The organism is Sporosarcina sp. USHLN248, from assembly GCF_037144575.1.
GTDB lineage: Bacteria > Bacillota > Bacilli > Bacillales_A > Planococcaceae > Sporosarcina > Sporosarcina contaminans.
This window is the reverse complement of the sequence record NZ_JBBCZC010000008.1, coordinates 62,678-83,514: the sequence shown is the minus strand read 5'-3', so window position 1 is coordinate 83,514 and position 20,837 is coordinate 62,678. Positions and strand designations below refer to the sequence as shown.

Below are 20,837 nucleotides of genomic sequence, written 5' to 3'. Positions count from 1 at the left end.
GATGACAAAATAAGAATTGGAGGGGATATAATTGGCTGCTCCTTTGGAGAAACAAACTTTTTACACGGTAAGCATAGGTGGTAGATTGCTTGATGTTACTGGCAGAAAACGTACTCCAAAAGGTTATGTCCAGTTGTGTGTTAAGGATCATCCAAATGCGGATGTACTTGGATATGTCATGGAACATCGAATCATGATGGAGATGAAGATTGGTCGATTCTTGGAATCTCACGAAATTGTGCATCATTTGAACGAAAAGAAACATGATAATCGCTTATCAAATCTCGAATTAATGGACCATGCTGATCACACGGTCATGCACCATACGGGAGCTAAGAGATCCCGGAAAACAAGAGATTTAATATCTAAGAAAATGAAGGCAAGATTAGCTGAAAAGAAAAATCATCCCATGTACAAAGATGTGGATGACGAATTGATAAAACTGTATAAGGAAGGTCACACCAGAACCGAAATTGCAAGAAGGATCGGGATATCAAGGCATTCAGTTTCAAACAAAATATCATATTTGGGTTTGGAGGAAACACATGATTAATCGAACAGTTTTGGTAGGGAGATTAACGAAGGATCCAACACTTTCATACACACAGTCAGGTATCGCGGTCTGCAGGTTCACATTAGCCTGCAACCGTCCGTTCAAAAGCGGAGATGGGGAACAACAGGCAGATTTCATCAACTGTGTGACTTGGAGAAAACAGGCGGAGAACACAGCTAACTATCTGCGCAAAGGCAGCCTTACTGGAATCGAAGGGCGCATTCAGACAAGCAGCTTCGATGGACAAGACGGCAAGCGTGTCTTCATGACGGAAGTTGTAGCGGATAGTGTGCAATTTTTGGAGCCTAAATCCAACCGTTCGGAACAGCCGAATGATTCATATCAAGCGCCACAGCAAACACAGTACGGCCAACAGGATCCATTTGACGGGGGAGCGCCGATAGAAGTAAGCGATGACGATCTCCCTTTCTAACTTATTCAACCTTGAAGGAGTGATTTAGATGCTATACGTCACACCGGAAGATTACGAAATAGCAGAGCGGAATGGTATTAATGCAGAAAATGTCACACAACGCGTGTACGTTTACGGATGGGAAATTGAACGGGCAATTACACAGCCTTTGACAATTCGTAGAAAGGTAGATCCTCTTTGGGAGGAGTGGAAACAGGTTGCTGAAGAAAACGGCGTTTATAAAAGTCTTTTTAATCAACGTATCAAAGCAAGCGGTTGGTCGCCGGAAAAGGCAGCTACCACTCCAATCAGAAATGGCCGACCGCTTAATACCGAATGGACGGAAGAAGAACGGGAACAAGCAAGAAAGAACGGCTTGGATAAAAACTATATGAGTGTCGTGAAAGCCCGCATCCGTTTGGGATGGACGAGGGAAGAAGCGCTTCGAACGCCAATCTTGTCAGAGGATGAAAGAGCCAAAAGGGTTGCAAAGGGAACTCGGAAATATCACGAAAGGCGGAAAAGGGGTGGACTGAATGAAAATCTTCGAATTAATTGAGCAGCAACGAAATCAAAATAAGGAAATATTAATGCAGCAAGTTAACAAGGTTGAGGAAGTCGGAGAGGTTGCTCAGGCAATTCAACAGGGCAGTGTAGCAAGCAAAGATACAGATGCAGATGATTTGTATACGGAATTGATTCATGTTGCGGCTGTCGCCTCTGCATTTGCAGAGCAAGTACAAGAAGAACGGAAAGGAGACTGGGCGATGTGAAACCAGAATTCAGTGTCACAAGCGGACAAATGTATTTTCCGAAGCTAAAGAACACGTTAAAAGGAACGGAATTTGAAGCAGCGAAAGCTTCCGTATGGCTTCATATGGTAAACGATATGATGCGCCCGGTTAAATGGCTGAAAACTACGGCCAAAGGAACAAAAGTGAATTGGATTCCAATAACATCTGAAAAGGAATACGAAACAGCAATTGACGAGCTGGAAGATCATATTAACCAGGTGAATCGAGATTTTGGAACTGAGTTCAAATTGAATAGGTCTGTTTAGGTGGTTGCCATGCTTAGAACGCTATATCGGACAGTCGATGGCGAGCGCAGGATTATCCACGGACATTTGAGCAAATATGAGGTTGCAGCATTAAAGCAAGAAGGTTGGCGGGTGGACAAACCGCAAGTTAATAGACATGGAATACCGATAGGGAGGGTGGTCTAAATGGGAACGTGCAAAAGGTGCAATCGAAGTTGAAAACGCCGAAAAGTATCGAGGTTGGATATGGTCCGGTTTGTAAGAAAAAGCATGACGAAGCAGAGGAAGAGTTTTTAAAGCGGCAGGTCACGATCGATGATGTGATGGAGTACGAGGAGAGGATGGCACGATGAGACGGACATACAGCAGATCACACGCAAATCGCGGGGCAGGGCTTGAAAGATTGGTAGACATGACGAATAGGCAATACCGCAATAAGGGTGTTGCGGATATCCGTAAGGTACCAACTCCTGTTCAAATTACAGGATATCAAGGCGGGAAGGTTACGGGTTATACGCAAAAGGGTGAGTGGGTCGATTACGTTGGCGTTCATGACGGTCGAACAATAGTTTTTGATGCTAAAGAGACAACCAACAGGACGAGTTTTCCACTCAAAAACATTTCAAATCACCAATACGAGTTGCTTAAATCATGGCATGAAAAGGGTGCACGTTCGTTTCTTTTGGTTTCGTTTAGCAAACTTGATGAAATATATCTTTTGCCGTTTGAAAGGCTGCAGGAGGCTTGGGTGGGTTATATAGGCGATGGTCGTAAGTCAATTCCTTACGAAGATTTTAGATTGAATTGTGAGCTGGTGAAAAGTGATAAGGGGTATGTGCTGCATTATCTAAAACATGTGGGGTGATGGTTTGGTTAAATTGCTATCACTTTTCGGTGGCATCGGCGCCGATATTAAGGCGCTGAAGAATTTAGGCAGGGAAGTTAAGATCATTGATTACGTTGAATGGAAAGCCAATCGGGTTAAAGCCTATAACGCAATGAACCCATTTAGGTACAAAACGCAGGATGTTAGAACATGGGATTTGAAACCAGATATCCTCGTGCATGGTAGTCCGTGTCAGGACAATTCAGCAGCCAATCTAAACGACGATCGGGGACGGTCGCAACTTATGTTAGAAACACTTCGGATCATCCGAGAAATGGGCGAATGGCGACCGTCCGTTGTGATTTGGGAAAACGTTAAAGGAGCGCTCTTCAAAAAGAATAGACCGATCTTCAATGAGTATTTACGTGAAATGCAGAAGATGGGCTACGCAAATTCATGGGATGTGCTGCAAGCGATGGATTACGGCGTCCCGCAGAGCCGTGAGCGATTGTTCTGCATCTCCATATTAGGCGGCAAGGCTTTTGATTTTACTCGTCTGAAAAGGCATCCTATGCGTTCTCTTGATGAATACCTGCAACCTGAGCATGAAATCGATCTTGAAAAATACATCGTCGGCATCCCATCGATGTTGAATAGGATCGCCGACCTGGCATCACCGCAGGATATCGAAGCTAACAAGGATAAGTTCAGGTACATCGAAACGATAACAACACACTTCTGGACATTAACCGAGCGCCCCGATCGATGCCCGGGTCCAGGAGTGATAAAAACGAGCGATGGCCGTTATCGTTATCCTACGGAGCGGGAGTATTGGCGACTAATGGGATTCGATGACGCAGATTTTGATTTGATGCTTAAAGAGTTTCCGATTAGACCGAATAACCGTAGCGCAACACTCTATGCGTTGGCTGGAAACAGTATTGTGGTCGATGTTTTGGAAGCAATCTTTGACGAATTGCTGAATCAGAACCGGAAAGACGAATTGTTCTCCGTGAATTTTGAAGGACAGATGGAGTTGATTTGCTGAATGAGTACACAAATAGAAGTACGCCGAGTCTACAAATGCCTCTTCGAAAACCTCGAAAAACAAGAGCTGGTCTACGCATGGTACGAAGACATGGACGGATATATCGTTTATGAAGAGTGCATGGATCCATTGCAGACGAAACGAAAGCTGACGAAGACGCAGTTTTATGAGCGGTATATGCGGGTTTGGGAGATGTAGACGGAAAATGCGTCATAAGGAGGGATATGTTTGAAAGTCTTTAAAATGAATGATTTTGATTGGGTTTGTGCAGTTAGCGAAGAACAGGCAAAGGAGTTTTATGAGCAGTTTATTGATCGAAATGAAATTGAAGAAGATTTTGAAGGTGAAGTTTCATTAACAGAAACAATGTGGATTCCAATAGATGACTTACCTGTTGAAGAGCTAAAGAAACAACAGGAAATGAAGATGTTTTACGGAGAAATGCACACAAAAAAGACATTTCATTGGGTTATTGAAAATGAAAATATTAAAGAGCCTTGCATTATTTCAAGCACAGAATGGTAATGCACATTCCGAAGGGAATCCATAACAAGGAGGACACCATGAAACCAATCCAAGAAATCGCAAAGATCGCTCACAAGCTACCTATCGAAGCGTTGCAAGACATCAATCAGCGCATTATGGACTGGATGGCATCGGGCGGTAATGAGGACGATCCATATGTATGGCAGCAGTTAAAGTATGCACAAAAGTTTGTAGGGAGGTCATAAAAATGGCAAGCGCCGCAAGGCATGAGGCTTTCCGGGTCCTTTTTGAAGACATTAGGGTCAAGTGGCAATGGTATGACAGCGAATTGATACGGTTTCGGCAGCTGTGGAAAGAGGGTGTAGGCATCCGTGAGCTTGCAAGGGAGTTTCAGACGAACGCGCGGAGTATTGCGCTGGTTGTGATTGACCAAGCAGAGCAGGGGTACATCGAAAAGCGACCGGGTGGGTTGTTTGGGAATTAAAAAAAGACCAGGAGTGTCCCTCCTGATCCAGCCAATTACATTATAGCATGGAGGGACCTTCTATGAAACTGCCAGATATACAAATAGACTGTGAAGGAATGCTAAATATTGATATAATGGAACTACCTATTAACTGTGTTGTGGTAATTTCGGAGGGTAAGGCCAAGGTGAGGGAATTACCAGAGCACGGTGAGTATAAGATTGTGACGCATCAGGGGAAAGTGAAGCGGATGCGGAGGGAAGAAGGAGAAGAATTCTGATTAAAAGACTACTGGCTTTGGTTGTGTCTATACTTTTTGTCCTTTTCGTTTTGAAATATGGGGAACAACATAGAGATTTAATAGTGGCATTCATAGGAGCATCTATTGGTGGATTATTTACGCTGATAGGAGTAGAAATCTCTTTGAAACACACCCAGGCTATGAACTATGGACGGTTTTATTTACATTTCAATAAAGCGCAAATTCATATCAATAGGTTTATTAGAAAATCAAGAGTCATTAGCGAAAAGCTAGGTGGCATAGAGAGATCACAATTAAGGTTTATGTTCCTGGAGCATGATATTGATGAATTGAAAGCCGAAATAGAAAATACAATTATGTCCCTAAATAAAGAAATAGGGAAAATTGATTTTGATAACTTCATTGATAATTTATTGGATATTAATGAAAACGCACCAATTGAATATTATCAGGACTTGAATTTCATTATTTATACTATGATTTCCATTTACAATTCCTTGATATACGATGCAAAATACCTTGTTCACCCTAGACCCCGGACAATAGTAGCGGGTTTAAGTATTTCGGGAAACAGCTTCCCGCATCACAAACAGATTAGGTTGTTGGAAAAACGCTATAAAACAATAAAGAAAAGGATGAAAATTAAATAAGTCCCCCTGGCCAACCAGAGGACAGCATTTGATTACAGCATTACGCTGTGTCATTTGTTGTCCTCTTTTTTATTTCAAAAAGGGAGTGAGGTAATGAGGACGTTGCAAGATCAGTTGATTGAAAAAGGACTCTCACGGCGCACAGGACGGGAGATAGACCAAAAGAGTATTAGGACAAGCGACAAGCAAGAGGAACGGCTGACAGATAGGGAATTAGCAGAATTGATGGGTGTTAATCGGGATGTGTACCGGAGAGGGCCGGGCGGAGCATATCGAAGACGATAAATTGAGGGGGCTACAGCATGACGGAGAAGCAGATCGAGCAACTGTTGAAAGATTATCATTGGATGATAAACAGCGTGAGAATCATGAGGGAGAACTTACGTGATGCGGGGGATGGATTAACGGCTCAGTATGGTATTGAAGCGATTATGCCGAAAGCGAAAGGCGAAACAAGCGATCCTGTTTATCGCGAAGTAATCAGACGTAGCAAGCATTATGAGAAAATTATCGGCTATGAAAGCAAGGTCCATATGATTCAAGAGCGGATTCATGTAATTACAGATGTACGTGAATCTGAAGTTCTTCACTGGATTTTAGAGGGCAAGGGCTACTCTTGGATAGCACGTCATATGGGCCTTTCACACACTCATATCAAAAGAATCTTTTCATCTATCGCAAAACAAATGGCGGAAAATGTTCAAGATGTTCAAAACGTTCAAAAGTGCATTTAGTTCATAATTACAAGAAAGAGAAGAAAGAGTGTAAACTGGAAGGCAGGTTCGGGGAGTTGGGTGGTCTTAGGTGCGAGAATGCACTTTGACGCCGAATTTCCCGAATACGGGTTTGTACTTTGAAAACTACGCTTCATACAGTCGCCAAATAATCGAGGGATAGCGAGTACCTGCCATTTAATCGGTGATAGAGAGCAAGCGTTATCTGACAGCAGGACTTGATATGGAGTGTAGTTTTGAGAGTTTGAAGGATTTTCACCTTTCTTGGCGAATAGTGTCAGTGAGGGGGTGGGAAAATGACAAATAAATATTTGAAATATGCCGAGCGTTTGCATTCAATTGGTGACCTTATTGTAGAAATAAGCAATTTAATTCAAATAGGGAGCATCGAAAGTGTACGGGCTACTGAAGAGAAATTCGATTATGCGATTGCTTCTGTGAAGGACGTGAAACCTCCAGAAGAAGTAAATAAAGAACATAACGAATTGGTAAATGCCTTAAGAATGTGGAATCTCGGTAATAAGCAAGCAAACGGAATGAAATCGGAACATATTGTAATAAATGCTCAGGCGGCAATGTTGAAATATCAAAGTGTTATAGAAGGCATCACTGATAGGATTGTCCAAAAACTTAAACCTTTAGTTCAAAATTAAACGTCATCTCAATTGAGGGGGTGAGGAAATGCGTTTGCAAGTAAAATATCACCTGTTTGACACTAGTCAAGGAAAGTTGGTGTCTGAAGGTGTAAGATATCAGATGATTCAAGTCGATGATGAAGTTGACCTTGATAAACATGAAAGTTTAAAAATAGTGAGCAGTGCAGTAGGAAAAGCCATTAATAGAAATGCAACAGATATAAAAATATTAGGTTACAAATTAGTTTAAGCATCTCTTCGGAGGTGCATTTCAGTATTAGAATGGTATTTAGGGAAGAGAGATGAATAATGTGTCGATCGATCACTATCTAGGACAATTAGAAGGCCGGGGAAAGAGGCATGTCTTATTAATTGCTACACCTAAAGGCGAGTATCCTAACCAGTTTTCAGGAAGTAAATACTTGAACTTAGAACAAGCGATACTAGAAAATCCGAAATCTTATATTAATCTTTTTGAAGAAGATGAGCCGGAGATTATGCAGTTTACAGCTTTTAGATTGTTTTTAAAACCTGTTATTTGTGATAAGAAATTGTTGCATAACAAATCACTTGCCAAGGTCAAGCGGATGAAAAAAGAAGAAATCGTTAGCTTCATCGTAGCAGAACACTTTTATGATACGGTTCCTCATGGCGAGAAAACAGAAGAGGAGTCAATTGAATTTGGCTTGGAAAAAGCTAATGCGTTCTTGGAAAAATACCCGTATGAGCAATACGAGTTTGCATCCGTTGAGTTAGGCAAAGATAGTGACGAAGCTAATGTCTTTATTAAATTGGATGTAAAGAATGAAAGCGACAATTATTATTTCGATTATGTATACGTTCGATAATACTAACATTTAACAGTACCCTTCGGGGTGCTTTTTTGTTCTTGAAAATATATTCAGGATCTACCAGATGGGGGTGGTGATGTGAAGTGAGTAAGAAAAAAGGAGGCCGCAAGAGCAAGTATCAGACTCATGTTGAAGATAGGTTATTCGAAATTCAGTGCTGGGCTCGGGATGGACTAATCGACGAACAAATAGCGAATAACCTTGGTGTTGCTTACTCCACATTCCGAGAATACGTGAAAAAGTATCCGGCATTATCGGCAGCCTTAAAAAGGGGCAAGGAAGTAATTGACTACGAGGTTGAGAACGCCTTGCTTAAGCGAGCACTTGGCTATGAATTTGAGGAACAGACTTACATTTCAGTGGAGATGGATCAAGATGAATATGACTTGAAAGTTGAACTCGAATTAGAAATATGGAATGCGAAGAATCCGAACGCAACCCAAGCTGAGCGCGATCTATTCATCCTTTCCATCCCGAAGACTAAGGAAATCCTTGAAAAGAAAGTTAAGAAACAAGTAGCTCCTGACACAACGGCTCAAATCTTCTGGCTAAAGAATCGCAAACCGGACAAGTGGAGAGATAAGCAGGACATTGAGCACAGCGGCAGTATGGACATTCGCCAACAATTCGAAGGAATGAGTGATGAGGAACTGGCGAAGCTGGCAGGTGCTTATGATGTCGAAGAGTAAGATGGTCACCGCTTTATTAGCCAAGCAGGAATTGGCTATTAGAAAAGCCCGCCGTTCCTTTTGGGCGTATTGTCAGCTTATGGCACCCGACTTCTACAAAAAAGAACGAGACTATCTAAAAGAAATGTGCCGAGAAATGCAAGACTTCTATGAATCGGACGATGATGTGCTGATTGTGAACGTTCCTCCACGTCATGGAAAGTCGAGAACAGCAACCATGTTTGCTCAATGGGTGTTCGGTAACAATCAAGACGAGAAGATTATGACCGGTTCCTATAATGAATTGCTTTCCACCAGTTTTTCGAAAGGTGTTCGGAATAGTATTTCGGAAGAGAAGGCAGATGCGGAACGAATTATCTTCAAAGACATCTTCCCCAACGTTAGAATTAAGCGCGGCGACGGGGCGATGAATTTATGGAGTCTTGAAGGCGGACACAACAACTATCTTGCTACGTCTCCATCTGGTACAGCGACAGGGTTCGGTGCTTCCTTATTAATCATTGATGACTTAATCAAAAATAGTGAGGAAGCCAATAACGAGAACACGCTTGATAAGCATTGGGATTGGTTCACCAATACAATGCTTTCTCGTCTTGAAGAAGGCGGCAAGATCATTATCATTATGACGCGCTGGGCCTCTGGTGATTTAGCTGGACGAGCACTCGAGCACTTCGCAGAGGAAAAGAAGAAGATTCAGCATATCTCCATGAAGGCATTACAAGACGATGGAACAATGCTATGTGAAGAAGTCCTCTCCCGCGATTCATACGATATGAAGGTTAGGGCAATGGGTGAAGACATTGCCAGCGCTAACTATCAGCAGGAACCGATTGACTTGAAGGGTAAGTTGTACAGTTCCTTCAAAACGTATACCGAGTTGCCTGCAGATTTCATGGGTATCTATGCTTATTGCGATACAGCAGACCAAGGCGCGGACTACCTGTGCAATATCATTTGGGGTGTTTATCAGAAAGAAGCTTATGTCCTTGATGTTATTTATACAAAAGAACCGATGGAAATCACAGAGCCAGCAGTCGCTAAGGCTCTTTTTGAGTTTAAAGCAAATCGGGCAAGGATTGAGTCGAATAGTGGGGGTCGTTCATTCGCTCGGAATGTGAGACGAATCCTCGAATCCGAAATGAACAGCAATCACACCGACGTAAGTTGGTTCCATCAATCCAAAAACAAGATTGCTCGTATCAATTCAAATGCTACGTGGGTGATGAATCATATCTATTACCCTGTAAATTGGCGTGATCGATGGCCGGACTACTACAAGGCCATGAACGCCTATCAGCGTGAAGGTGAAAACAAGCATGATGATGCACCAGATGCGACAACCGGTGTTGCTGAGACGATGTACATGTTAGGAGGTTGAGAAAGTGGGGTGGTTTAGAAATATGGTCATGAAAATACTTAATATACAGCCTGCTTCCGAATCAAAAACAATTATCATTCGGGAGCCATTAAGTTATGAAACCAATGTGCTACGAAATCGGCTGTGGTATCGTGGCGATCCGTCCGAGTTAGATCAGTTTTATAAACAGACGGCAACCGATTCAGTCGCAAAATCACGCTTCTGGGCAGCTGTACCGTCAGAGGATTTAGCTATCAGGAAGATTCACAGCGGATTGCCTGCAATGATCGTAGAGCGGCTGTCCGATATTGTAGTCGCCGATTTAGACGGTATTGCATTAAAGACTGATGCAGAGACGAAGCTTTGGGAAGAAATTAAAGAGGACAACGATTTCGCCGAGTTGATAGGAGAGTCGATTGTCGATGCTTTAGTTGCTGGGGATGGAGCGTTCAAAATCACGATCGATACAGAAGTAACAAAGTATCCAATCATAGAGTTTTACAGTGGCGAACAAGTCGCTTACAAACGTACACGGAATCGACTGCAAGAAGTCCTCTTCTTCACTGACTACACACACAACGACAAGGACTATCGACTGGAAGAGGCGTTCGGACGCGGCTATATCAAGTATCGTCTGTTCGATGCGGATGGAAAAGAGGTGTCGCTATCAACTTTGCCTGAGACAGTGGATTTAGTTGATGTAACGTTCCCGAGCGATTTCATCATGGCCGTACCACTATCGTTCTTCAAGTCGCCTAAGTGGTCGGGAAGGGGGAAATCCATATTCGACAGCAAGGCTGATAGCTTTGACGCCTTAGACGAGGTAATTAGCCAATGGGTCGATGCAATCCGATCTGGGCGGGTGCAAAAGTACATTCCGGATGATTTAGTTCCAAAGGATCCACATACGGGAGCTCATATCAAACCGAATCCCTTTGACAACCAATTCATCCGTATTGGTTCCGTTATGGCCGAGGATGCAAAAGGGCAAATTGATATGGTTCAACCTGCTATTTTGTACGAAGCGTTTGTAAGTACGTATGCCAATGCCTTGGACATGTGCTTGCAAGGCATCATCAGCCCAGCGACATTAGGCATCGACTTAAAGAAAACGGACAATGCAGAAGCGCAACGAGAAAAGGAAAAGGCTACACTGTACACCCGTGGGAAGATTATCGACACACTCAACGATGTTATTCCACAGGTAGTTGCAACTGTTATGAAAGTTTATGACACAATGCTTAACCGTACTGCGGGCGAATACGAAGTTAGCGTAACATTTGGTGAGTATGCTTCTCCATCATTCGACAGCGTGGTTGAGACGGTTGGAAAGGCAAAGACATTTGGCATCATGTCCGTAGAACAATCCGTTGAGGAACTGTATGGGGACACTTGGACCGATGATGAGAAAGCCGAAGAGATCAAACGTCTGAAAGAAGAAGCAGGCATGACAACGATGGACGAACCAGGAGTAAGAGAATACGATGATCCCCCGGGGGACGGTGATGAGTAATGAAAAAGAAGCCGAATCCCTACGACATCAACCGCATATTTGAGCAGATGACGCTTGATCTTATCGATTCCCTTAAACGGAATTCTCTTCGTCACAAAGTTGAGGAAACGAAAGAGGGTTTCCGTTGGGAACAGTGGCAAAGCGCAAAGTTGAGGGCAATTGGTGAGTATCGCAAACGCAATCGTTCGATTGTCTCGAAATTCTTTCGGAAAGCTGATTCAGTCGTGGATGATGTGCTGATGGATAGCTTCAGGGAAGGGGAGAGGCGTTTCACTTCTGTATGGCGGAGAATGCTTCGAATTGTGCTGAAGCCATTTCGGATTTACGAGGCAATCAAGTTGAAGAGGGCAACAATCACAGGAAAGGTTGAAATGCCTGTTGATTTTACACCGCGCAATTTCAAAGTGCCACACCATATGCTACCGAAAGCACCGATGGAAACTGATTTCTTCCGCATGAATGAGAAGAAACTCAAAGCCTTGCAAGCGTCGGTGAAAGATGATTTGAAGAAAGCTGAGCAGGGTGTCATGCGAAAGATGGATGATGTGTACAAGCAAATCATCTATAAAGCAGAGGTCAACATGGCAGCAGGTGCCAAGACCCTCAATCAGGCAATCGACATGGCAACAAAAGAGTTTCTTGAGAAGGGCATTAATATCATTGAGTATATCGACGGCAGACGTGTCACCATATCGGCCTATGCAGAAATGGCATTGCGGACAGCTTCACAGCGGGCAACCTTCTTAGGAGAGGGCAAGAAGCGTGATGAATGGGGAGTTTATACCGTCCTGATGTCAGCACATGATAATTGCTCACCAATGTGTTTGCCGTACCAAGGAACTGTTATGATCGATGACGTATACACTTCGATCACGAAAGAGAATGCGACTAAGTTGGCCAAAGAGACGGGTTATAAGTTGCTAAGCGAAGCTATGAAGAACTACGCTTTCCATCCGAATTGCCGTCATACCCTTTCTACATTCTTTCCTGGTATCAGCACGGTACCTAAACCTGTCGAAGATGACAAGGCAATTGAACGATACGATGCCGAGCAGAAACAGCGGTACATGGAGCGACAGATTCGCAAGTATAAGCGTTTGCAAGCCGGTTCCGTCGATGAGGTGAATGAATTTCGGTACAAGAAGAAGGTCAAGGAATGGCAAGGTAGATTGGAAGAACATCTTCAGCGAAATGATTTTCTTCGCCGGGATCGGACGAGGGAGAAGGTGGGGTGATGGAATGGCCAACAGTGTTTTGATTACTCTTATTATCTGCTCGACTTTGGTGTTCTTTAGAATAATGGATAACTGGAGGTAGTCGCCAAAGTGCGGCTTTTTATTTTGCATTAAAACTCGTCATTTTGGTATTTATGGACGTTAACTATAAAGACGTCACCGGACACGACCGGGTTAAAAAGTGTAGATGAATGGAGGAAATATAAATGACAAAAGAACAATTGATGGCACTTGGATTGACCGAGGAACAGGCGACTAAGGTTGTCGAAGGGTTTGGAACCATGATCCCCAAGAGCCGTTTCGATGAAGTGAACGATGCTAAAAAGCAACTTGAATCTGATTTGGCTGCTCGTGACACTCAGCTGGAAGATTTGAAAAAGGCTGCCGGAGCAAGTGAAGAACTGAAAGCGCAAATTCAAACGCTTCAAGACGAAAACAAAACGGCGAAAGAGCAATATGAAGCCGAATTAAAGGATTTGACAATGACCAACGCCATCAAACTTGCTTTGAATGGCAAAGTACATGACGAAGACTTGGCGTCTGGTTTAATCGACAAGACGAAGCTTGTATTAGGTGAAGACGGCAAGGTTGTCGGCTTGGACGAGCAATTGAATAGCTTGAAAGAATCGAAGGCGTTTCTTTTCAAATCTGATGAACCGCAACAACCAGGCTTCAAAGGCAAGATTGGAAGCGACGGTCAAGGGACTCCACCAAGCGACAACGCTCCCTCATTGATAGATGCGATTTCTTCACATTTCAGCACACTAAAATAAAATTGAAAAGGATGATTTAAATGCCAGTAACATTAGCAGAAGCAAAAAAAGACGTACAAGATCACTTGACAATGGGGGTTATTGACGAGTTCAGAAAGAATAACTTCCTGCTCGACAATCTTACATTCGACGATGCTGTATCACCAACAGGCGGCGGTGCTACATTGACGTATGGATATACTCGCCTCATCTCACAACCAACAGCCCAATTCCGTGAGGTCAACTCGGAATACATTCCACAGGAAGTTTCAAAGCAACGTTACAATGTTGATTTGAAAGTATTTGGTGGAGCATTCGAGATTGACCGAATTATTGCAGGCATGGGCGGTATTGTAAGTGAGGTTGATTTGCAAATGCGTCAGAAAATCAAGGCGGCACAAGCTTTGTTTAATGACACAGTTATCAATGGTGACAGTGCAGTGGATGCAAAGGCATTCGACGGACTGGAAAAGGCACTAACGGGATCAAGCACGGAATATAAGCCGGGAGTCATTGACCTTTCTTCTTCTACAGCAGTAACTGAAAACTACGTTCAATTCCTCGATGAATTAGACGAGTTTTTGATGGGCTTAGATGGCACGCCATCCGCAATCATGGGTAACACAAAATTGATTGCTAAACTTCGAGCGGCTGCTCGTCGTGCAAGTATGTATACGACAACTAAGAATGAATTCGGCGAACAAGTCGAGTCATACGGCGTCATTCCATTCGTTGACCTTGGAGCAAAAGCAGGTTCGAACAACCCAGTTGTTGGTGTAGACGGCAACGGAGAAACGTCACTATATGCTGTCCGTTTGGGTCTTGATGGATTCCACGGCGTTTCTATGGCTGGGCATCCACCAGTCCGCACATGGTTGCCTGATTTCAGCACAGCTGGGGCGGTCAAAAAAGGAGAAGTGGAAATGGTGTCCGCTGTTGCGCTAAAAGCGACAAAGGCTGCAGGCGTAATGCGCGGCATTAAAGTTCAATAAGGAGGGCATGCAGAATGACGAAATACAAAGATGATTTAGAAAATGGTTATGTGAATGGCTATTACGTCGGCAAGTCGATGGGAGCAAAAACCCCTGACGCTTTAGATCAACCCGACGATGACGGTTACAAAATGTATCGCGAATTTGAGCGATTTGGTACAGTGACACAGGACGCAGCCACTCCGGGCTATCCCGAGCCGTTAGAGAACGATGAGGGCGGTTCTGTTCCTCCTGAAGGAGGAGAAGAATAAGTGGCTAAAATCCTTGCACCGAACAAACAATACACCGGTTTATCAGTCGGTGTTTCTTTTGTAAATGGTGTCGGAGAGACCGATGATCCATATTTAATTCGATGGTTTGAAAACAAAGGTTATATAGTTGATTCGCATGATGTGACTAAAGAGGAAACAGAGACGAAGAAGAAAACTGATACCAAAGTTAAGAGCAAGAAAGACGCTGAAAAAGCAGAAAAGAAATAAGGCGGTGATGGCATGTACGCTACACCAGAAGATTATAAGAAGTATGGAGACGGGCTAATTCCGGATGAACAACTGGAAAAGGCCCTTTCTCGTGCTTCCGATCAGATTGATTCATTGACCTATAACCGTATTGTTGCAAAAGGTTTCGACCACCTGACACCATTCCAACAAACCAATATTAAAAAGTCCGTCTGTCGTCAGGCGGATTTTTTCTTTCAATATGGCGGCTTTTTAAACATGCCATTATCTGGCTACAGTGCAGGAAGTGTCAGCCTATCGTTTAACGCTGTTGAAGGTGGCGGAGGTATCCAAACATCAGAAGGTGTTATGAACCTGTTGAGTGCAACGGGGCTGACGAGTAGGAGGCTGTAATTATGCTAATACGCGGCAAACTACCATTTCCTAAATGGATTCTAAACACTCCTGTGAAAGTTTATCAAACCGAAATGTCAGAAGATGGCGAACCCGTTGAAACAGTAATGTACGATGGGCTTGCTTGTTATGACGAGAAGCAAAGGCAGGTCATGAATGCTGAACGGCAATTGGTGCTCTTATCCGGCAAGGTCATCATCGAGGGTGATATTCTTCCCGGAAAGGTGATTGAGGGCATTGTAAAGATTGGGGAAGTAGAGAAGAAAATCTATGGAGCGCAACGACCACGCAATCCTGACGGGTCCGTATTCTCAACGGAGTTGGATTTGTCATGATTGTAAAATCGACAGTCACGCTAAACCAATCAGCCATGAAACAGCTGGAAGCAGCTCAACTGGAAGCCCTCGAAATGACAGGCGAAGCAATTATGACAGACATAGTCACTTCGCAGGTTGTACCTAAACAAACCGGAGAATTGGAGCGTAGTGGTTTTGTCGATACGTCCTTGCTCAAACAAATGAAAATTAAAATCGTATACGACACTCCATATGGACGGCGGCTTTATTGGCATCCAGAATACAATTTCCGCACAGATAAGAACCCTAATGCACAAGGAAAATGGATGGAGTCATATCAGAGTGGCGAAAAGCAAGGCTTTGCCCGTAAAGCGTTTGGAGCTTTCTTAAAGCAACACAGTAAGGGGTTGATTAAATGACATTGGCGGAAATCCGTGAATGGCTAAAAACCCAAGTTGATTGTCCTCAATGGTACATCGGCAAGATTGATGGTAGTAAGCCGGAGTGCATCGGCATTTATAGCGCAACGGGTCCAGCTCCACGTATTGCGGTAGGCGGGCTCTCTAATACTGGTTACGCTACTAAAGCTGTCTCCATCCTCGTCCATTGGGGCAAGAATGCAGATAAAGCTGAACAAAAAGCACAGGAAGTCTATAACGCTATGTTCGGGCAAAAAGCTGTCATTGGAGGCAAGCGGGTTATCATGTTTCAGATGAAAACAGACGGTCCTGTTGGCGTAGGAACTGACAGCGAAGGCATTTATGAGTACGTCATTGAAGTAAATATATTACACGAAAGGTAGGAATGAAAATGGCTCAAAATTTAGGGGTTTATCCTGTATTTGATATTGAGTTTAAAGTGGGAATACAGGGAAGAGAGAGCTCGGCATCAGATATGGTCGTTGTTAAGGAAATGGAAACATTTTCACCTTCCATCGACACAAACATTGAAGAGTGGACGCCGATGGATACTGCAGGTTGGGCTCGACGTTTAGCAACCGGGAAGGGGTTTGCTATCACTTTAAATGGTAAGCGACATGAAGGGGATCCTGGTAATGACTATATCGCAGGATTGGCATGGAAGAGTGGAACAGACCTGTCAACTAAAGCTGAAATTGTTTTTCCAGACGGTGATAAACTCACATTTGATTGCGTAGTTAACGTAACTACTCCATTCGGTGGAGATTCCACAAACGTATCAGGCTTAGAATTTGAACTACAATCTGATGGAAAACCGGAATATGTTCCGGCAGGGGGAGGAGTTTAATAATGAGTAAACAAATCGATATTTCAGCACGCTTATCAAATAAACGACCAACGCTTAAATTATCCGACGACATGATCTATGAAGTGAATAACCGAAAAAGCACAATGCTCATTTTGAATCAGAAAATGAAGAATACTGATTTAAATGACATTGCAGAAGTTGATGAAATACTTACGGTTTTGCTCGGTAAGAAAGCAGTAAGAGAAATCAATGAAATGGATCCTTCGCTTGCAGGTTTCCAAGCCATTATGATGGGTGCAATGGCTGCTGTTATGGACGAGGATTTGGAGGTAGTCGAGAAACGATTTCAACAATCCGCAGAAGCCGAGTAATGATTGGTATGACTTATACGAGGATTGGAGCCTTATAGAGGCTTCTTTCGCTCAACAATACGGCATTCGTTTACGTGCTGAGGAAGATATGTCTTGGGGAGAATTCACAACACTTTTATCAGGAATCATGCCTGAAACTCCGCTCGGGCAAATTGTCACGATTCGTTCAGAGAATGACAAAGACATGCTGAAAAACTTTAATGCAGCTCAACATAAAATCCGAAATGAATGGCGGAGTCGTATGAACAAAATGGTTGCTTCGGATAAAAAAGAAGCAGCAAAACAAGTTGCGAATTTCCAACAAGCCATGAAAGCCGTATTTTCAAGATAAAAGCATCCTTCGGGGTGCTTTTTTATTTGGTCGGAACGGAGGTGAAATGAATGACGGAAAGCGTCGGGAAAATCAGTCTTGATATTGATCTACGGTCCGACTTAAACAAGCAGATCAATCACATTGCGGGTAATATCGGAACGCAACTATCAAAAACTCTCCAACAGCATGTTAAGGGCACGATGAATGGCATGAAGAGAACTATGTCTACTTTTCAAATCCCGAAGAAAACTTTTTCGATGCCAAAGAAATCTTATTCGCCATCGAAGACCACCGAGGCGGATACTGATGCATCAGCGATTGAAAGTCTTAACTCGGTGTTGGACAACACGAATGCGAAGATCGATATACAAAAACAAAAGCTTGCCGAATTAAAAGCACAAATGAATGCTGGAATTTCTGACGGTGCTAAGGCAGAGATCGAGCAATTGGAACGTGTCATGCAATCGTCTGAGGGCAGAATTAATGCTTTGACGACAAAGCTGAATGACCTGAAACACTCCTATGATAACGCGGTATCTCCAACTCGCCAGAATAAGTTACTGGATGAAATCTCGAAGACTGAGATGCAGATTTCAAGTCTTATGAACAAATCAGATAAGGCCAACCAAAAGATCATCCAATTGGAGTCCGGTTTTAGCCAAGACAAAAAGAATGCATTGCTTGAAAAAATCGTCAATACAGAAGCTTCCTTGCTACGACTTGGTGAGCGTGCTGAAAAGACGAAAGACAAAATGGCGCAATTGGAAAATGGTATGAATAACGCTGGGAGAGATGCCGGAAAAGCTGAAAGGCCAATACGTAAGTTAACTGGATCGTTAGGCAAAGCAGAGAAGGCGGCTAAGAAAACAGGATCTTCTTTTTCACTTATGGGACGACAAGGAAATAATATGGCGAGGTCGTTCCAACAGGCCCTTACACGAATCCTTAAACAGGTTCTCGTCTTTGCGATTTTGTACAAGGCCATTCGAGGATTCACGTCTTACTTAGGGTCCGCGTTAAAAACGAACGATCAGTTTATGCACTCCTTAGGGCAAATACGGACAAATCTGCAAGTCGCATTCATGCCGATCTACCAAGCTATACTACCCGCGCTTAATGCGTTAATGCGTGGGTTAGCAACTGTAACAGCATATATCGCCAGCTTCATTAGTGCAATTTTTGGTAAGACCTATAAGCAATCCTATCAGGCGGCACAAGGGCTTAATACAGCGAGAGCGGCAATGGAGGGCTATGGTGGTGCAGCCAAGAAAGCGGCTAAGGATGCAAAAAAGGCAAGCCTCGGTTTAGCTGGGTTTGATGAAATTAACACTCTTGCTTTTCAGGATGACAATGACGATGCAGGAGGGGGCGGTGGTGGAGGCGGTTCCGGTGGTGGAATCGCACCATTAATTGAACCGGACCTTGATACATCGTTAATCGATGAAAAGATGGCAGAACTACTTGGAAGTGTAAAACGACTCCTTGAACCTACTATCGAATCACTAAAAAATCTTTGGAAAGCAATGGATCCGTTTAAGGCGTTTGTAGCAAAAGGTGCTGTTGATTTTTATGAGTTGTTTTTAAAGCCGATAGGTTTATGGACGTTCGGGGAAGGGCTGCCAAAATTCTTCGACATATTGGCGGCTGGATTTAGTGCAGTGAACTGGCCACTTATCAATGAAGGGCTAAGAGGTCTATGGAATGCTTTAACACCATTTTCAATCATGGTGGGAGAGGGCTTGCTATGGTTTATGGAAATGGTTCTGTTGCCGTTAGGGGTTTGGACAATGAATATGGTTGTACCTTTATTCCTCGAAATGTTAACGGCAGCAATAAACTTAATTACAATTGCCTTGATTGCATTGAAACCTTTAGGGTTATGGTTGTTCTCTATGTTCTTAGAACCTCTTGCTAAGTGGACAGGAGGTATGATTGTAGCAATTTTACAATCTATTGTAGCAGCACTTACGGGCTTCGGAAATTGGATAAAAAACAACCAAAAACAGTTTGAAAACATAGTTATTGTGGTTGGTAGTTTTGCAGTTGCGTTAGGTGTTGTAATGGGCGCTATAAAGGCATGGGCAGTAGCAACAGGCGCAGCGTCTGCAATAGCAGCTGGATTCGGTGCGACAATCGCTGCATTAACTTCACCTATTGGAATAGCGGTCACGGCTATTGGCTCCTTAATTGCTATTGGCGTTTTAGTCATGAGGAATTGGGATGATCTAAGTGACAAAACAAAGGAAGTTTTCACACGAATCCATAAAGACATCATCAAACCTTCTATCGATCTTGTGAGGAAAATCATCAAAGACATGATCGACATCGTAACAGGTTGGTGGGATAAATGGGGTAAAAGTCTCGTCAACGGAATTAAGGATGCAACGAAAAATATCGGTACGCTATTTACAAATTTATGGGTGAATCTTCTTCAGCCATTAATTACAAAAATGTTAGAAACGATGACCAAACTTTGGGATAAACACCTCAAAGGATTGATAAAGGAGATTGGTGATTTTGTTGGCAAGTTGATTACTGCTGCTCTTGATATTAATAACAAATTCATCATGCCGATTGTGAACTGGCTTGTAAAAACGCTCGGCCCGATTTTCGTAGAGGTTTTTAATGGGGTCATGGATATTGTCGGAAATGCTTTAGGTGCCATAATCGACGCGGCCAAAGGAATTATTAAAGCATTAGGGGGCATTGTTGATTTTATCGCAGGTGTCTTCACGGGCGATTGGGAACGAGCATGGAATGGTATCAAGACTTTCATGTCAGGGATTGGTGACGCACTTGTATCAATCTTCAAAGGCTCAGTCAATATGATTATCGATGCTTTCAACTTCATGATTCGTCAATTAAATCGATTGAAAATCGATATCCCTGATTGGGTTCCAGGATTCGGCGGGGAATCTTTCGGTATTAATATCCCGAGCATACCAAAACTTGCACGTGGAGGTATCATAGACCAACCGACACTGGCAATGGTCGGGGAAGCAGGAACTGAGGCAGTGATGCCGCTTGAAAACAATACAGGTTGGATCAGTAATCTTGCAGGGCAAATTGCAGGGCAGATGGGAGATACAGGCGGAGCAGGAAGCGAAATGATTGTAGAAGTATTGTTAATGATTCTTGCTGCTATTGAAAAGCAGAATCAACGACAAGACGGACCAGAACCGACATGGAAGTTGGATGGAACTACATTCGCTCGCCTAATAGCACCATATCTCGCAAAAGAAGAACAACGTATGGGGTCATCCATTATTAAACCAATCTAA

At 43.2% G+C, this 20,837-nt stretch carries 36 protein-coding genes; all 36 read left to right on the top strand.

The annotated features are described in order from the left end of the window. Nucleotides 1-31 precede the first annotated feature (31 nt). The 36 genes from WFH04_RS05045 to WFH04_RS04870 all read left to right on the top strand — a co-directional run bounded on the left by WFH04_RS05045 (nucleotide 32) and on the right by WFH04_RS04870 (nucleotide 20,837). Nucleotides 32-553 (top strand): HNH endonuclease, encoded by a 522-nt coding sequence (locus WFH04_RS05045; protein WP_336822973.1) that lies wholly within the window; start codon nucleotides 32-34, stop codon nucleotides 551-553. After that, nucleotides 546-986, top strand: a complete 441-nt coding sequence (ssb, locus tag WFH04_RS05040) for a single-stranded DNA-binding protein (protein WP_336822972.1) — start codon at nucleotides 546-548, stop codon at nucleotides 984-986. The genes WFH04_RS05045 and ssb overlap by 8 nt, the downstream gene beginning before the upstream one ends. Nucleotides 987-1,014: 28 nt before the next feature. Then, nucleotides 1,015-1,524, top strand: a complete 510-nt coding sequence (locus WFH04_RS05035; RefSeq protein WP_336822971.1) for a hypothetical protein — start codon at nucleotides 1,015-1,017, stop codon at nucleotides 1,522-1,524. Continuing rightward, on the top strand, nucleotides 1,502-1,738 hold the full coding sequence (locus WFH04_RS05030; protein ID WP_336822970.1) for a nucleoside triphosphate pyrophosphohydrolase family protein: 237 nt from the start codon (nucleotides 1,502-1,504) through the stop codon (nucleotides 1,736-1,738). The genes WFH04_RS05035 and WFH04_RS05030 overlap by 23 nt, the downstream gene beginning before the upstream one ends. Beyond that, entirely contained in the window at nucleotides 1,735-2,025 is a 291-nt protein-coding gene (locus WFH04_RS05025) for a hypothetical protein (protein ID WP_336822969.1), read from the top strand. The genes WFH04_RS05030 and WFH04_RS05025 overlap by 4 nt, the downstream gene beginning before the upstream one ends. A 9-nt stretch (nucleotides 2,026-2,034) precedes the next feature. Then, nucleotides 2,035-2,190, top strand: coding sequence for a hypothetical protein (locus WFH04_RS05020; protein ID WP_336822968.1), 156 nt, complete (start codon nucleotides 2,035-2,037; stop codon nucleotides 2,188-2,190). Nucleotides 2,191-2,219: 29 nt separating this feature from the next. Further along, nucleotides 2,220-2,357 (top strand): hypothetical protein, encoded by a 138-nt coding sequence (locus WFH04_RS05015; protein ID WP_336822967.1) that lies wholly within the window; start codon nucleotides 2,220-2,222, stop codon nucleotides 2,355-2,357. Further along, nucleotides 2,354-2,869 (top strand): Holliday junction resolvase RecU, encoded by a 516-nt coding sequence (locus tag WFH04_RS05010; protein ID WP_336822966.1) that lies wholly within the window; start codon nucleotides 2,354-2,356, stop codon nucleotides 2,867-2,869. Before WFH04_RS05015 ends, WFH04_RS05010 begins: the two co-directional genes overlap by 4 nt. A 4-nt stretch (nucleotides 2,870-2,873) precedes the next feature. Beyond that, a complete protein-coding gene (locus tag WFH04_RS05005) occupies nucleotides 2,874-3,878 on the top strand; it encodes a DNA cytosine methyltransferase (protein ID WP_336822965.1) in 1,005 nt (334 codons plus the stop codon). Further along, on the top strand, nucleotides 3,879-4,076 hold the full coding sequence (locus WFH04_RS05000) for a hypothetical protein (protein WP_336822964.1): 198 nt from the start codon (nucleotides 3,879-3,881) through the stop codon (nucleotides 4,074-4,076). A gap of 30 nt (nucleotides 4,077-4,106) precedes the next feature. After that, nucleotides 4,107-4,403 carry a hypothetical protein gene (locus tag WFH04_RS04995; RefSeq protein ID WP_336822963.1) on the top strand — a complete coding sequence of 99 codons (297 nt, stop codon included), beginning with the start codon at nucleotides 4,107-4,109 and terminating at the stop codon, nucleotides 4,401-4,403. 38 nt (nucleotides 4,404-4,441) lie between these two features. Next, nucleotides 4,442-4,609 (top strand): DUF6877 family protein, encoded by a 168-nt coding sequence (locus WFH04_RS04990; protein ID WP_336822962.1) that lies wholly within the window; start codon nucleotides 4,442-4,444, stop codon nucleotides 4,607-4,609. A 2-nt stretch (nucleotides 4,610-4,611) separates the two neighbouring features. Next, nucleotides 4,612-4,848 (top strand): hypothetical protein, encoded by a 237-nt coding sequence (locus WFH04_RS04985; RefSeq protein ID WP_336822961.1) that lies wholly within the window; start codon nucleotides 4,612-4,614, stop codon nucleotides 4,846-4,848. 62 nt (nucleotides 4,849-4,910) lie between these two features. Then, nucleotides 4,911-5,108, top strand: coding sequence for an XtrA/YqaO family protein (locus tag WFH04_RS04980; RefSeq protein WP_336822960.1), 198 nt, complete (start codon nucleotides 4,911-4,913; stop codon nucleotides 5,106-5,108). 83 nt (nucleotides 5,109-5,191) lie between these two features. Next, nucleotides 5,192-5,740 (top strand): hypothetical protein, encoded by a 549-nt coding sequence (locus tag WFH04_RS04975; protein WP_336822959.1) that lies wholly within the window; start codon nucleotides 5,192-5,194, stop codon nucleotides 5,738-5,740. Nucleotides 5,741-5,833: 93 nt separating this feature from the next. Further along, the gene (locus WFH04_RS04970; protein ID WP_336822958.1) at nucleotides 5,834-6,025 is read left to right on the top strand and encodes a hypothetical protein; all 192 of its coding nucleotides are present in this window, start codon (nucleotides 5,834-5,836) and stop codon (nucleotides 6,023-6,025) included. Nucleotides 6,026-6,042: 17 nt separating this feature from the next. Beyond that, the gene (locus WFH04_RS04965; protein WP_336822957.1) at nucleotides 6,043-6,474 is read left to right on the top strand and encodes a helix-turn-helix transcriptional regulator; all 432 of its coding nucleotides are present in this window, start codon (nucleotides 6,043-6,045) and stop codon (nucleotides 6,472-6,474) included. 296 nt (nucleotides 6,475-6,770) lie between these two features. Next, nucleotides 6,771-7,127 carry a hypothetical protein gene (locus tag WFH04_RS04960; RefSeq protein WP_336822956.1) on the top strand — a complete coding sequence of 119 codons (357 nt, stop codon included), beginning with the start codon at nucleotides 6,771-6,773 and terminating at the stop codon, nucleotides 7,125-7,127. A 28-nt stretch (nucleotides 7,128-7,155) separates the two neighbouring features. Continuing rightward, a complete protein-coding gene (locus WFH04_RS04955; protein WP_336822955.1) occupies nucleotides 7,156-7,359 on the top strand; it encodes a hypothetical protein in 204 nt (67 codons plus the stop codon). A 172-nt stretch (nucleotides 7,360-7,531) separates the two neighbouring features. Beyond that, a complete protein-coding gene (locus tag WFH04_RS04950; protein WP_336822954.1) occupies nucleotides 7,532-7,957 on the top strand; it encodes a hypothetical protein in 426 nt (141 codons plus the stop codon). An 86-nt stretch (nucleotides 7,958-8,043) separates the two neighbouring features. Beyond that, complete coding sequence (locus tag WFH04_RS04945) at nucleotides 8,044-8,649, top strand: transposase (RefSeq protein ID WP_336822953.1); 606 nt, start codon at nucleotides 8,044-8,046, stop codon at nucleotides 8,647-8,649. Further along, nucleotides 8,636-10,027 carry a phage terminase large subunit gene (gene terL, locus WFH04_RS04940; RefSeq protein ID WP_336822952.1) on the top strand — a complete coding sequence of 464 codons (1,392 nt, stop codon included), beginning with the start codon at nucleotides 8,636-8,638 and terminating at the stop codon, nucleotides 10,025-10,027. The genes WFH04_RS04945 and terL overlap by 14 nt, the downstream gene beginning before the upstream one ends. 4 nt (nucleotides 10,028-10,031) lie before the next feature. Next, nucleotides 10,032-11,519 (top strand): capsid protein, encoded by a 1,488-nt coding sequence (locus WFH04_RS04935; protein WP_336822951.1) that lies wholly within the window; start codon nucleotides 10,032-10,034, stop codon nucleotides 11,517-11,519. After that, complete coding sequence (locus WFH04_RS04930; RefSeq protein WP_336822950.1) at nucleotides 11,519-12,754, top strand: phage minor capsid protein; 1,236 nt, start codon at nucleotides 11,519-11,521, stop codon at nucleotides 12,752-12,754. The genes WFH04_RS04935 and WFH04_RS04930 overlap by 1 nt, the downstream gene beginning before the upstream one ends. 206 nt (nucleotides 12,755-12,960) lie before the next feature. After that, nucleotides 12,961-13,527 (top strand): phage scaffolding protein, encoded by a 567-nt coding sequence (locus WFH04_RS04925; RefSeq protein ID WP_336822949.1) that lies wholly within the window; start codon nucleotides 12,961-12,963, stop codon nucleotides 13,525-13,527. A gap of 20 nt (nucleotides 13,528-13,547) precedes the next feature. Next, nucleotides 13,548-14,498, top strand: a complete 951-nt coding sequence (locus tag WFH04_RS04920; RefSeq protein ID WP_336822948.1) for a major capsid protein — start codon at nucleotides 13,548-13,550, stop codon at nucleotides 14,496-14,498. A gap of 14 nt (nucleotides 14,499-14,512) precedes the next feature. After that, a complete protein-coding gene (locus tag WFH04_RS04915) occupies nucleotides 14,513-14,749 on the top strand; it encodes a hypothetical protein (protein ID WP_336822947.1) in 237 nt (78 codons plus the stop codon). After that, nucleotides 14,750-14,977, top strand: a complete 228-nt coding sequence (locus tag WFH04_RS04910; RefSeq protein ID WP_336822946.1) for a hypothetical protein — start codon at nucleotides 14,750-14,752, stop codon at nucleotides 14,975-14,977. It abuts the gene before it with no gap. 12 nt (nucleotides 14,978-14,989) lie between these two features. Continuing rightward, a complete protein-coding gene (locus WFH04_RS04905; RefSeq protein WP_336822945.1) occupies nucleotides 14,990-15,349 on the top strand; it encodes a head-tail connector protein in 360 nt (119 codons plus the stop codon). A 2-nt stretch (nucleotides 15,350-15,351) separates the two neighbouring features. After that, nucleotides 15,352-15,684, top strand: coding sequence for a hypothetical protein (locus WFH04_RS04900; RefSeq protein ID WP_336822944.1), 333 nt, complete (start codon nucleotides 15,352-15,354; stop codon nucleotides 15,682-15,684). Next, complete coding sequence (locus WFH04_RS04895; protein WP_336822943.1) at nucleotides 15,681-16,064, top strand: hypothetical protein; 384 nt, start codon at nucleotides 15,681-15,683, stop codon at nucleotides 16,062-16,064. The genes WFH04_RS04900 and WFH04_RS04895 overlap by 4 nt, the downstream gene beginning before the upstream one ends. Then, complete coding sequence (locus tag WFH04_RS04890; RefSeq protein ID WP_336822942.1) at nucleotides 16,061-16,447, top strand: phage tail terminator protein; 387 nt, start codon at nucleotides 16,061-16,063, stop codon at nucleotides 16,445-16,447. Before WFH04_RS04895 ends, WFH04_RS04890 begins: the two co-directional genes overlap by 4 nt. A gap of 8 nt (nucleotides 16,448-16,455) precedes the next feature. After that, on the top strand, nucleotides 16,456-16,911 hold the full coding sequence (locus WFH04_RS04885) for a phage tail tube protein (protein ID WP_336822941.1): 456 nt from the start codon (nucleotides 16,456-16,458) through the stop codon (nucleotides 16,909-16,911). Nucleotides 16,912-16,913: 2 nt separating this feature from the next. Beyond that, nucleotides 16,914-17,243, top strand: a complete 330-nt coding sequence (locus WFH04_RS04880; protein WP_336822940.1) for a hypothetical protein — start codon at nucleotides 16,914-16,916, stop codon at nucleotides 17,241-17,243. Nucleotides 17,244-17,277: 34 nt separating this feature from the next. After that, on the top strand, nucleotides 17,278-17,574 hold the full coding sequence (locus WFH04_RS04875; protein ID WP_336823000.1) for a Gp15 family bacteriophage protein: 297 nt from the start codon (nucleotides 17,278-17,280) through the stop codon (nucleotides 17,572-17,574). Nucleotides 17,575-17,624: 50 nt separating this feature from the next. Next, nucleotides 17,625-20,837, top strand: a complete 3,213-nt coding sequence (locus WFH04_RS04870) for a hypothetical protein (protein WP_336822939.1) — start codon at nucleotides 17,625-17,627, stop codon at nucleotides 20,835-20,837.

Coding starts and splice junctions, on each gene's coding strand:
- WFH04_RS04960 (WP_336822956.1), top strand. CDS start 6,771: ATGACAAATAAATATTTGAAATATGCCGAGCGTTTGCATTCAATTGGT.
- WFH04_RS05035 (WP_336822971.1), top strand. CDS start 1,015: ATGCTATACGTCACACCGGAAGATTACGAAATAGCAGAGCGGAATGGT.
- WFH04_RS04955 (WP_336822955.1), top strand. CDS start 7,156: ATGCGTTTGCAAGTAAAATATCACCTGTTTGACACTAGTCAAGGAAAG.
- WFH04_RS05000 (WP_336822964.1), top strand. CDS start 3,879: ATGAGTACACAAATAGAAGTACGCCGAGTCTACAAATGCCTCTTCGAA.
- WFH04_RS04915 (WP_336822947.1), top strand. CDS start 14,513: ATGACGAAATACAAAGATGATTTAGAAAATGGTTATGTGAATGGCTAT.
- terL (WP_336822952.1), top strand. CDS start 8,636: ATGTCGAAGAGTAAGATGGTCACCGCTTTATTAGCCAAGCAGGAATTG.
- WFH04_RS04895 (WP_336822943.1), top strand. CDS start 15,681: ATGATTGTAAAATCGACAGTCACGCTAAACCAATCAGCCATGAAACAG.
- WFH04_RS04985 (WP_336822961.1), top strand. CDS start 4,612: ATGGCAAGCGCCGCAAGGCATGAGGCTTTCCGGGTCCTTTTTGAAGAC.
- WFH04_RS05030 (WP_336822970.1), top strand. CDS start 1,502: ATGAAAATCTTCGAATTAATTGAGCAGCAACGAAATCAAAATAAGGAA.
- WFH04_RS04920 (WP_336822948.1), top strand. CDS start 13,548: ATGCCAGTAACATTAGCAGAAGCAAAAAAAGACGTACAAGATCACTTG.
- WFH04_RS05010 (WP_336822966.1), top strand. CDS start 2,354: ATGAGACGGACATACAGCAGATCACACGCAAATCGCGGGGCAGGGCTT.
- WFH04_RS04925 (WP_336822949.1), top strand. CDS start 12,961: ATGACAAAAGAACAATTGATGGCACTTGGATTGACCGAGGAACAGGCG.
- WFH04_RS04870 (WP_336822939.1), top strand. CDS start 17,625: ATGACGGAAAGCGTCGGGAAAATCAGTCTTGATATTGATCTACGGTCC.
- WFH04_RS04905 (WP_336822945.1), top strand. CDS start 14,990: ATGTACGCTACACCAGAAGATTATAAGAAGTATGGAGACGGGCTAATT.
- WFH04_RS04980 (WP_336822960.1), top strand. CDS start 4,911: ATGAAACTGCCAGATATACAAATAGACTGTGAAGGAATGCTAAATATT.
- WFH04_RS04930 (WP_336822950.1), top strand. CDS start 11,519: ATGAAAAAGAAGCCGAATCCCTACGACATCAACCGCATATTTGAGCAG.
- WFH04_RS04880 (WP_336822940.1), top strand. CDS start 16,914: ATGAGTAAACAAATCGATATTTCAGCACGCTTATCAAATAAACGACCA.
- ssb (WP_336822972.1), top strand. CDS start 546: ATGATTAATCGAACAGTTTTGGTAGGGAGATTAACGAAGGATCCAACA.
- WFH04_RS04900 (WP_336822944.1), top strand. CDS start 15,352: ATGCTAATACGCGGCAAACTACCATTTCCTAAATGGATTCTAAACACT.
- WFH04_RS04965 (WP_336822957.1), top strand. CDS start 6,043: ATGACGGAGAAGCAGATCGAGCAACTGTTGAAAGATTATCATTGGATG.
- WFH04_RS04890 (WP_336822942.1), top strand. CDS start 16,061: ATGACATTGGCGGAAATCCGTGAATGGCTAAAAACCCAAGTTGATTGT.
- WFH04_RS04990 (WP_336822962.1), top strand. CDS start 4,442: ATGAAACCAATCCAAGAAATCGCAAAGATCGCTCACAAGCTACCTATC.
- WFH04_RS04970 (WP_336822958.1), top strand. CDS start 5,834: ATGAGGACGTTGCAAGATCAGTTGATTGAAAAAGGACTCTCACGGCGC.
- WFH04_RS04885 (WP_336822941.1), top strand. CDS start 16,456: ATGGCTCAAAATTTAGGGGTTTATCCTGTATTTGATATTGAGTTTAAA.
- WFH04_RS05020 (WP_336822968.1), top strand. CDS start 2,035: ATGCTTAGAACGCTATATCGGACAGTCGATGGCGAGCGCAGGATTATC.